The organism is bacterium (genome assembly GCA_037143175.1).
GTDB lineage: Bacteria > Verrucomicrobiota > Kiritimatiellia > CAIKKV01 > CAITUY01 > JAABPW01.
The window spans coordinates 1-10,692 of the sequence record JBAWZF010000074.1 but is presented as its reverse complement, the minus strand read 5'-3'; the positions used below and the strand labels follow the sequence as shown (position 1 = coordinate 10,692).

Sequence of the window (10,692 nt, the reverse complement as noted above, 5' to 3'; positions counted from 1 at the left end):
CTGGGATAATGGCTTGTGGGTCGAGTTTCCTTTCCCTGCTGAACCCAAGGGGGTAAAGGCAGAGGGGACTACCCAAGAAACTACCCAAGAACAAATCCTGCGATTGCTGAGAATACAGCCCTCTATTACGCGGAAAGAATTGGCTGAAAAAATAAGCCTCAGCTCAGATGGCATCAAGTATCACCCTATATGGAGCAGTTCAACTGCTCCGCAGATGAAGAACGCTGTCGTTATATGCTCAACAGGAAACACTTACAACATGCCTCTTCAGTCATTCCCTCTGCACCAAACGGGTGCGAAGCGACACTTAATCGCACCCTTAACCGCCACTCTTAACCGGATACCCTTAAACGATTTGATCCCATCGAAAAGCGCTTATCTGGCTACGCCTAAGCGGTTCGGTTAAGCGGATCCGAGTAAGTGGGGCGGTTAAGAATGCGGTTAAGTGTGCGTTCAAGTGTCTATCCTCCCAGCTCAACAGCTCTTTTTAGGATCACTTGGCGAAATTGAAATCAACCGGAGTAATCCGACACACGGGTTCGACCAAAGCGGGGCGCGGGGAAGTGCTGAAATAACCGCCACTGGCCTTCCAGCCGGCATCGCGGGGATTCCCCGTCCAACACCCCACCCCGCGCTCGATGCCCAGGTGCAGACCGCCGTCAAAGATCTGATTCGACGTGCCGAAACCAGACCGCGGACAATGAAGACGCTCCGCAGCACGTTACATGCACTGTTCCGGAAACAGCTTTCCGAACAGGAACTGACCGCCCTACTGGATGCTTTATGCAAGGAGGGCATGGTGAAGATCGACGGCCTGAAGGTGACCTACGATTTTCCAAGCAAGGCTGCTATTCCAGCGTCACCTTAAATCATCATTTTGCCGTCCATTTCGGGGTTTCTAAGGCCAGTTATTATACTCATTCCCGCCACAACTCATTCAGCACCAATGAACTTTTGTGGCGAAGCCACGATCCCCCGCCGGAAATTTCAATCGGAGTTGGCGGCAAACCCGGAATCGGGGGATGTGATTCCCGGACTTGGCGGGTTGCGCAAGATTCGGCTGGCTTTGCCGGGGCGAGGGAAGCGCGGAGGAGCACGCGTGCTTTATCTGCTCTTCGTGAGAGCTGAGACGGTATTCCTGCTGTATGTCTTTGCGAAAGGCGAATTTGAGGATCTACCGCCGGACAAACGAAAAATCATTCGTGGATTGGTGGATGAGATTAAGAAGGAGTTTGAACAATGAAAACAGATGACTTTGACCTGAACGCCGATGAGTTAATCCAGGCATTGACCGATGTGCGGGACCATGTGACTGGGCGGCGCAAGATCACGATGCGTACGACGAAAGTCGCCCTCCCGGCTCGTGTGGAGAGCATCCTGCCGCAGGAGGTTCGGTCGATCCGGCGGAAGATGAAGGTTAGCCAGGCCGTGTTTGCACGATTACTGAATGTGCCGGTCGTGACGGAGGCGAGTTGGGAAATAGGCCGGCGGAATCCCAGCGGGGCGGCGTTACGCCTATTGCAGATTGCCAAGAAAGAGCCCCAAGTCTTGCTGGCGGCGGCAGAGGCGTAACCTGTTTTGCCCAATAACTAATCAACCGATAACCATAGCGTCCCTATGGAACGCCAGTGATTACGATTACGATTTGGTACCGGCTATGCCAGATCCGGGAGAGGCGCATGGCAAAAACAAACTACGTCCTGATCGACTACGAAAACGTCCAGCCGAAGGAGCTCACGCTCCTCAATGATGGATCGTTCAAGGTCAAAGTGTTCGTTGGCCCGAATCAGGGAAAGATCCCGCTCGGTCTCGCCATGGCGCTCCAATCGTTGGGCGGAAATGCCGAGTATGTGCTGCTCGAAACGGCTGGGCGGAACGCGCTCGACTTCCATATCGCCTACTACATCGGCACGCTGTCGGTTCAGGACCCAACGGCGGGTTTCCACATCATCTCGAAGGACTCCGGGTTCGATGCGTTGATTAAACATCTCGCAGGGAAAGGCATCGTGGTGTGCCGGTCAGCCGGCATCGCGGGGATTCCCCGTCCGACACCCCACCCCGCGCTCGATGCCCAGGTGCAGACGGCAGTCAAAGATCTGATTCGACGGGCCGAAACCAGACCACGGACAATGAAGACGCTCCGGAGCACTTTACATGCACTGTTCCGGAAACAGCTTTCAGAGCAGGAACTGACTGCCCTTCTGGATGCTTTATGCAAGGAGGGCATGGTAAAGATTGACGGCATGAAGGTGACCTACGATTTGCCGAGCAAGAATGTAACGGACGTTAGCGGGCGGGAGAAGGACGCGTCCCTGTGAGTGTGCAACATACAGCGCGAACCGGAAAGACGTACTACCTTCACGATCAGACCACGGCGGCGGGAAAGCGTAGTTACTTCTTTTCGATGGAACCGGACGGGCAACTGGCGGCCGCCATCCCAGACGGTTACGAGGTCTATGAGAATGCGAACGGTCAGGTATTCCTGAGGAAGAAGGCCGGACAGATCATTTTGCCTGAAGAAGTGGCGCTCGTAGAGGTGGCACTCCGGAAACACGGGGCACCGTGGCAGTACCGGGTCGAGGTGAAAAAGAACATGATCACCGTTCATGAAGCCGGCGACCTGTCCGGGCTTGACCGGTTGGCAACTGAGTTTGGCCGTGGACCGCTGTCTGCCGCCGAGAAAGTGAGACACGCGAGTTTCATGGCGGTCATGAGGTTTATCCTGGTTGACAAGAAGACGCGCACCTTCGTGACCGAGCGGTTCTGTTTCCGAGGCAGCATCGACGACTGGATTCCCATCGGCAGCCCCGGCACCTTGCTCGCGCAGGTCCACCAATTCGTCAAACACCTTGGCCGGGAATCGATTTACGAGTTGTTCTGAGCAGCATGATTACAGGGCTTCTAAGGCCAATTATTACACTCAATCCCGACACATCTTATTCTGCATCAAAGAACTCTTGTGGCGAAGCCACGCCCACCTTTGGAGCAATTGACCGAACAACAAGCCTCCTCCCCCTTCAATCCCGACGTTGCTAACGCCTTCTTCCGTGCCGCATACCTCGAATCCTGGGGCCGCGGTATCGACCTGATCCGGAATGCCTGCAAAGAAAGAGGAGCCCCTGCCCCTTTGTTCCGCTGGGATAATGGCCTGTGGGTGGAGTTTCCCTTCCCTCCTGAATCTAAGATGGAAACGATTTGGGGGACTACCCAAGAAACTTCGGTAAAAACTTCGGTAAAAACTTCGGTACAAATCCTTCAGATGCTCCAGGCGACGCCCGACATGACGATGGCAGATTTGGCCACACAACTTGGAAAAACACTTCGGGCTGTGGAAATGGCCTGCGCAAAACTGACAAAGAATGGCAAAATCCGATTTGTAGGCCCACGAAAAGGCGGGCATTGGGAAGTGCTGAAATAACCGCCACTGGCCTTCCAGCCGGCATCGCGGGGATTCCCCATCCGACACCCCACCCCGCGCTCGATGCTCAGGTGCAGACGGCAGTCAAAGATCTGATTCGACGGGCCGAAGCCAGACCGCGGACAATGAAGACGCTCCGCAGCACGTTACATGCACTATTCCGGAAACAGCTTTCCGAACAGGAACTGACCGCCCTCCTGGATGCTTTATGCACGGAGGGCATGGTAAAGATCGACGGCATGAAGGTGGCCTACGATTTACCGGGCAAGGTTGCTGTTCCAGCGTCATCTTAAATCATCATTTTGCCGGCCATGTCGGGGTATCTAAGGCCAGTTATTACACTCAATTCCCACCACAACTCTTTCTACATCAATGAACTCTTGTGGCGAAGCCATGCCCCGGCCCCTACGGTGCTACTGGTATGGTAATCCTGAGCGTTTGGACACCATCCACAGTTTCCATCTCGACTAATCCGCAAAAGGCACTGACTTGCATAACCCATATTGCCAGAAGCGTCTCCTCTTCTGACGCAAGTGCGCTCCCTCTTGCGATCTCATTAATCCTATTTACCAAGGATCCGTTGGCGTTACCGTCACCAGTGAAACGCACAATGACGCGATCTCCGGATAGTGTGAGACCGTATTCGCAACGCACGCGTCGACCAAACCCATTGCGCGAGAGGTAAGCCACGACGTTGCTCAAATCTGGCATGCTCGGCACTTCCGACTGGACTTGAATGGCCGATCCGCCGCCCGATGGTTCCGCAGTCTCGATCACGACCCCAGCGACTTCCCCAGAAATTGGAAGAATCTCACTCAGGGGGACTGTCGGGGTAGTGCGATTGGGCATGGGCCACCTGTTTGTCGCCGCACACATGACTCTGAAGTATCGCGCCATGTCGCTTACGTTATCGTCTTCGCGGGCGTATACTGCTCGAACGAGAGTTGTTCCGGCCGCTTGTTGCCACCAACGTGCAACGCTACGTTCGATTGCGGCGGTCAGTCGCGCGATACGGTATCCGTGTGCACTTCGCAGCGCAAGTTCCACACTGCCCACGGCTTCGCCGGGGCCACCGAGCTTGCCTACATAGGCACAAATGCCCTCCATGAGGGCACGCGACGCCTGATCGAGGAGTACTCCAGCGAAGCCTGTGAGCACCAATGAGGGCACCATCGGCGCGACATCGCGGATCGTGCGTGCGATTACAACGCCCGCGTCATCAACCTCAAACATCTTCATGTCAAGAACGGCCACATCAAGTCGGTTCCCCAGAGACCGAACGAGAGTCTCAGCATCCTGGGTTCTGCCACAAGGAAACACCTCGTATCCCGACCTTCCAAAAACTTCAGTTTGGAAATCCAGATAGTCTTTGTCATCATCCATGAACAGCATTTTCATTTTGAATATCCTCCGTTTTGCTTTCGTTAATCTTAACGCTTGAACCTCAAACTAAACACCGTTTCGCCATTTGCACGCGACCATGTAATATCGCCTTGGACGGATCTGGCAAGTTTCTGGGCTACTGCTAGACCGATCCCCATACCAAGGCTCTTAGCGGACTTGAGCGGTCGAAACAAGTACGGTGCTACTTCGTCTGGCACCCCTGGGCCGGTGTCGACCACATCAAAGCTGTTTCCGGCGGCGCCCAAACTCCTTACTCGCACTGTAAGGCGGCGACTCAGATCGGACATCGCATCCATCGCATCGACCGCGTTGGGGATCATTACGCCGAGGCAGGTTTCCAGGATAGCTCGCGGAACACGACATGTCTCCAGTCCCGGATCGATTTCCACCTTCGTCTGAATGCCACGACCTTCTGTCCACTCCTCTACCATAACACTCAGCAGGTCTCGCGTCTGGATATCCTCCACCTGAAGCGATGCGGTACCGCTCTGAGCCACAGCGATCAAAGAACGCCTCATGGCCACCAACCGTTTGCACTGGCGCTCAATCTGCCCGACCCACTGCCCGACGGAGTCCGGATTCTTCGGGAGATCCTGACGGATTAATTCTGCGGACTTCTGGATAATAGCGAGCGGTTGCGCCAGATTATGAGCAACCATCATAGCGGCGCTTCGTGGCAGTTCGTCGGCGGTCTTCTGCACTTGGTCTCGTGAGAAGTCCTCAAGTGCGCGCGATAGCAGCGCGCAGATGGCGCGGAGAAAACGTTCCCTACTCGCAGTGAAGAATCCCGCCTTCTTCGCTTGGCATGACAGGGTCCCGACAGTCCCAATCTCGGTCCTGATGGGCAACACCGCATGACTCTTGTAGCTCAAGAGGAGCGATCGCGCATCGGGGGTAAATTCCTCCAACCCAGGCGGGTACTCCCCGTACTGGGCCTCGATGTCGCTGATAATAATGCCCAAACCGGTGCGCGCGACCTGCGCAGTAAGGCGCTTGCTGGTTCGGATGTCCAACTGATCGTCAGCAATCCCGCCATAGGCGCCGACGTGCTTGACCGACAACGCCAGATCACCGTCGACTCGGCGGACATGCGCCATCTCAATGCCGGACATCTCCTCCTTTACTGCCTCCAAGATCAGGCCGATAGTAGCAGCGGGGTCAGCATGAGTTGCGCCCGCCACGCGGAGGCATACCCGTTCATATCGCTGTTCCTCCTTCACTGTGTCCGCATTGGACCCACTCAGGCCAATCTGGCTGCCCCGCGGTTTTGAATGGAGGACCCGCCCAATCTCCGCGATGAGATCAACTGGTTTCGGCGGAATGCAGCCATGACATGGCAAAGGAACAAGGTCAGACTGTATTACGGGTTTGTGCTCGGATAGTTCCCAATCTGGACCTGCGTTGTCAAGCAGGACCCAGCCAATACAGTTTCCCTCCGGCCCCACCAAGGCCACCGAGAGGGGGGGATGAGCCGAGATGATGCCGAGTTCCTTTCGGACAGCGTCGTTGATGACGAGGCACGTTCCGTTCGCATCCGGGCACACTTGCACAGCGGTCGTCGGCCCAGGATTGTGTGGCGGCGTGGAACGGATGGATATGTAGACATGCGCTAAAGGGACGGTGTCCGACACCTGGTCGGCACCAATGCTGCACGCAAGAATTCCCTCAAGTTCGCCAAGCGGAGAATTCGCAGCATTTGAGCGGCACCGAAACACGGATACGCGTCGAAACCCCATATCCTGCAGACCCTTCGCAAGCATCTCCAGATGCACGTTCAGTGGCAGGTGGGCGATGAAGCGAGAAGGCACCGATGATACGGCTTCAATGGCGGCAATTGCTCTATTCCTGAGCCGATCAGAACCATCGCTATTGGTTCCAGGCACAGAGTCATTCTTCGCGAAAATAGGCGTTGCCCGTACACTCAGGTACTGGAAGACCGGCGCCGTACCGGGGCCTTGAGGATAGGTCGGCGAGTAGAATATCTCATAGTCAGGAAGTCCCTCTGCCATGACTTTGCGGACAACGCAATTGTGGCACATGCCATGTCGCCGGCAGTAGCCGTGCGACTGACAGTAGCAAATGCGGTCGGGCATTCCAGACGTGCCGACGACTCGCCGGAATTCATCATCCGTAAACCAAACTCTGCCGCGCCCGTCTACAACCTGGAAACCCGCGCCGAGTCCCGCGACCAAGTGGCCCATGCTCGCCCGCGCCTCCTGCAATCGCTTAAGTTCATTTCCGATCTCGTCGAGTTCGCGCAGTTGTTTGACAAGGCCAGCAAGAACATTGGGAACGCCGCGTTGCTGAACCAGTCGGCAGGCACCATTGGCAATAGCTTCGGGTTCCTCCAATTGTCTATGCCCTGCAATGTGCGAGGGATCTGAACGTGAGGTGTCATGATAGAGGATGATGGGTAGAGACGGGTCAATGCTCGACACCGACTGACACAGTCGGAGGCCATCGGTAATCCGCGCGACTTCGAGTTCTCCTGTTCCGGCAGCGATTCCCCTGAAATCCAGGTCGAATACCGCAAAATCGTATATGTTGCGTTGCGTCCGGACCTCGCGCAACACGTCAGCAACATGCCCGATTGCAGTGACTTGATAGCCTGAACGCGTCAGTTCGTCACGAAGCGGTTCTCGTTGGGTGGCATCTTCGTCAAAAAGCAGCACTCCGTGTATCTGGTCGTACATGAGATCCCCTTAGTTCTTCTTCCGCACCAACAGATTGGATGGAAACGCAACCTCGAAGCACGTTCCCGCCCACAGAATCGACTCTGCGACATGAACGGAACCGTGTCCGATCCGATCAATCTCCTGAGCGCAGATCGTCAGACCCATACCAGTTCCATCTGGGCGAGAAGTTTCGCCCGGCTCGAAGATGCGTTTCGTCATATAACCATGAATGCCCGGGCCATTGTCAAAGACCCTCACAACAAGTTGGCGATTCCTGCCGACATCACGAATGTAGTGTTTGACATATACAAGACCACCGCGACGCATGGAGCGAGCTGTCTGTTGAACTGCATTTAGGACGAGATTGTGGACGATGCGCTCAATCTTGCCTCGTTGGCCGCTTAGAAGAACCGATGGTTCTGAGAAATAGCGCACGGTAACGCCAGAACTTGCCATCTTCGCGGAAAGCGCCGCCGACAAGATAGCGTCACGCACATCAAACTCAGATTCCCGTTCGGCATCGGTATTCGCCTGGCGGGCAAGACCGATGACTATGTCGATGGCTCTATCGGTTCTCTTCTTCAGACGATCCATCAGGACCACATCTTCGCGTGATGTAGTGATGTTCGGTTTGATGTGTGGGGCCAATGCAGCGCATTCCCACTCGGCACCTTGGAGACAGTGGAAGAGTTCGTGTCCAAGGCTGACAGCGAGCATGCCGGCCATGAACACGGGATCCTCTTTTGCTCGCATCTTGATATGCCAGTTAATGATCAGTTCACGTGAGATACGGTGGGCAATCTCGCGCATTGCGGCCAGTGCGAGTTCTTCCCTGGTTCGTGGGGATGTGGCGTTGTCACAGCCTGGCATCAACTGGGGCGCGGCCAAAGGCGCTGTGCCGTGCTCCGTGGATGGGTAGAAGAAGGCGAACAAACTGTAGAGGTAGTCACTGCCTGGCGGTTGTTCTACAGGCGTCGCAATACATGTCTGATACTTGTGGGCTGGGTCGCAGAGACTAAGTAGTTTGCGATGCTTCCCCTCTCGGAACATGGGCACATTCGTATGACACCATTCTTCTCGACACTCGCATACGTCTCGAACTGGACTGTACCGAAGACCTCTTTTGAAGTGACCGAAACGGGGAAACTGTCTGCCGACGCAACTTTCAGCGTCGGCGACGCGGGTGATGCGATGCAGTCTGAACAAGTAGACTGAATCGGCACCAAGACGTCGCCTGAGTTCCTCCAATATGTCGCTTGCGGATTGCGCGGTCTGTGCCTGCAATCGGTTCAGGTTCTCGGTTGTCTTCGCTGTTCTGTCGGGAGCAACGACGAACAAGTCGGCCGCACGCAATCGTTCTGGTAACGCGGCTGCACGAATAAGGCTTCTGAATCTGCCGTGTTTGAACGGTTTTGCTTCGTAGCCGACCACTTGGAGTTCGCCACATGCCCTCTGTTTCGCACCATCGACAGACTGTTCGCCTTCGGCTGACATGAGGATGATGCCGCAATTGGGAATGCGGTCTTGGAGCCAGTGGGCAAATGCAATGCCAGCGTGGTCACTGCGCTGAATGTCTTGTGTGAGATGGATGTCCACAAAAGCGGATGTGATAGTCTGAAAACCCGGTGATTCTAACATCTTGTTGACCAAACCCTTGGCCTCACTTGCCGATGCCGCAGGGACTACCTCATACCCGTTGTTGGCCAGAAAATCCTTGGCTGGCAGCAGGGTCCCTTCCCTATCATCGTCAACGATGAGGATGGCGCCTTGGTTAGCCAGGGGAATCATGTCCGCATCGGTCAGCACGGATGACGGGGAAGCCGCTTCGAGGGCGGCTGGCAAGGCTGCTCCACCATCGAAACCCAAGTGCTCGAATACATCCTCTAGGTTCTCTGCTAAGCGGTTAAGATAGGCCACGGGATCGAGGTCTACGATCACCGTGTCATCCCCGACGCCTCTGTACTCGAAGCCGGAGATGCATCCAAGGACAGTGTCAGCGGCACAAAGTTCGTATTCTGGATAGTTTTCGCGCCAGAAATCGTCATCATCGACACTTATTCGCCGAACCATCTCTAATGTCACAGGCCGCTTCTCGTCCAGTTGTTTCATGGGGAGAAGTCCACGTTCTTGTACAAGGCCGCGAACTGCGCGTTTGCGGCACCGTCCACCGACGCCTTCTGACAGATCACCGAAGGCATAGACGTTGCTTGTCGCGTCCCGGACCACCAGTTTCTTTGTCTGTCCCAGTCGGTAGGTCAGGAAACCCTTGAGATGCGAGTGTCGCAGAAGAGGGCGGCGCTCGGCCTTAAGTGGCCGATCCGACACCTCCGGCTCGGAACACAAAACCAAGATACTTGGGTCGCATTTGAAGTAGGCCTGAACATCCGCGTCTGAGTCGGCGTTAAGGATGGCTGGGGCCTCGATCTCTCTTCGGTCCAAAGCGGCTTCCCGACCGTCTGACAGCTCCAGCAGAACTACTGCGGCGTGAAGACTCTTGAAGTTAGCCTGTATCAAGTTCATCGAGTGACCACACTCATAGAATAACGTTTGTCGGACGCCATGGGATCTGTCATGGAATGGATATGAATGGATGGATACGAAATCGCTTTTCTAGCGGTGCGGGTACACACCCGTTTAGACCGCCCGTAACCATTCCTGAAACATCGTTTTCATGGTTGTGATCATGTGAAAATCCGTCATGAAGGTCAAGAGCGTTATAAGCCAGCTTTTGAATCGTTGCGGCTGGTCTGATTACTGAAACGAGCCTGTTTTACTGTAAACGGGGTCGAACAGAGACTAACCCATCCCGCAGCGAGTGCTCAACCGTTCTCGTAAGCTATGATCATGTCCAAGTTATATAGATCCATCTGACGAACTCCGCCGTCAGCGGCAACCTGTGCATTTTTTGCACAGGTTGACAGGAGGTCCAACTCCTTGGTTCCGTAGATATTGGGGGAATCCGTGGTCTATCCACGTCAAGTCGTTGCGCCGCATAGCAATACACATTATATCAACTTGATTACGGACCTTAAAGGCCTGTTTTGACCCCTGAAGACGAGCCATAAGAAGCGCCTGCTTCATGAACAGTCCAGGTTGACAAGCCGGGCGAGGCACCCACTTCCGCATAAGTGAATTTCCTACGGCTCACATAGATAGAGCCCACTCGCTCGATGAACTGAAGATTTCCGACGGCCA

At 55.0% G+C, this 10,692-nt stretch carries 11 protein-coding genes; 8 read left to right on the top strand and 3 right to left on the bottom strand.

The window, feature by feature from the left end; translation table 11 throughout:
* The 8 genes from WCI03_14325 to WCI03_14290 form a co-directional block, all read left to right on the top strand.
* The coding region (locus WCI03_14325; GenBank protein ID MEI8141028.1) for a winged helix-turn-helix domain-containing protein at positions 1 to 406 on the top strand (406 nt) is incomplete at its 5' end.
* A 51-nt stretch (positions 407 to 457) separates the two neighbouring features.
* Entirely contained in the window at positions 458 to 868 is a 411-nt protein-coding gene (locus tag WCI03_14320; protein MEI8141027.1) for a hypothetical protein, read from the top strand.
* 78 nt (positions 869 to 946) lie between these two features.
* Positions 947 to 1,243 carry a type II toxin-antitoxin system RelE/ParE family toxin gene (locus tag WCI03_14315; GenBank protein ID MEI8141026.1) on the top strand — a complete coding sequence of 99 codons (297 nt, stop codon included), beginning with the start codon at positions 947 to 949 and terminating at the stop codon, positions 1,241 to 1,243.
* On the top strand, positions 1,240 to 1,572 hold the full coding sequence (locus tag WCI03_14310; GenBank protein MEI8141025.1) for a transcriptional regulator: 333 nt from the start codon (positions 1,240 to 1,242) through the stop codon (positions 1,570 to 1,572). The genes WCI03_14315 and WCI03_14310 overlap by 4 nt, the downstream gene beginning before the upstream one ends.
* Positions 1,573 to 1,679: 107 nt before the next feature.
* A complete protein-coding gene (locus tag WCI03_14305; GenBank protein ID MEI8141024.1) occupies positions 1,680 to 2,318 on the top strand; it encodes a PIN domain-containing protein in 639 nt (212 codons plus the stop codon).
* Positions 2,315 to 2,881, top strand: a complete 567-nt coding sequence (locus WCI03_14300; protein MEI8141023.1) for a hypothetical protein — start codon at positions 2,315 to 2,317, stop codon at positions 2,879 to 2,881. The genes WCI03_14305 and WCI03_14300 overlap by 4 nt, the downstream gene beginning before the upstream one ends.
* Positions 2,882 to 2,959: 78 nt before the next feature.
* Complete coding sequence (locus WCI03_14295) at positions 2,960 to 3,418, top strand: ATP-binding protein (protein MEI8141022.1); 459 nt, start codon at positions 2,960 to 2,962, stop codon at positions 3,416 to 3,418.
* Positions 3,400 to 3,711: a hypothetical protein gene (locus WCI03_14290; GenBank protein MEI8141021.1), complete on the top strand. Its 312-nt coding sequence runs from the start codon at positions 3,400 to 3,402 to the stop codon at positions 3,709 to 3,711. Before WCI03_14295 ends, WCI03_14290 begins: the two co-directional genes overlap by 19 nt.
* 112 nt (positions 3,712 to 3,823) lie before the next feature.
* Here WCI03_14290 and WCI03_14285 read toward each other — a convergent pair whose 3' ends face one another.
* The 3 genes from WCI03_14285 to WCI03_14275 are packed head-to-tail and all read right to left on the bottom strand — an operon-like array spanning position 3,824 to position 10,017.
* Positions 3,824 to 4,816: a hypothetical protein gene (locus WCI03_14285; protein MEI8141020.1), complete on the bottom strand. Its 993-nt coding sequence runs from the start codon at positions 4,814 to 4,816 to the stop codon at positions 3,824 to 3,826.
* Positions 4,817 to 4,848: 32 nt separating this feature from the next.
* Positions 4,849 to 7,515 carry an ATP-binding protein gene (locus WCI03_14280; GenBank protein ID MEI8141019.1) on the bottom strand — a complete coding sequence of 889 codons (2,667 nt, stop codon included), beginning with the start codon at positions 7,513 to 7,515 and terminating at the stop codon, positions 4,849 to 4,851.
* A gap of 9 nt (positions 7,516 to 7,524) precedes the next feature.
* Positions 7,525 to 10,017: an ATP-binding protein gene (locus WCI03_14275; GenBank protein MEI8141018.1), complete on the bottom strand. Its 2,493-nt coding sequence runs from the start codon at positions 10,015 to 10,017 to the stop codon at positions 7,525 to 7,527.
* Between the last annotated feature and the right edge of the window lie 675 nt (positions 10,018 to 10,692).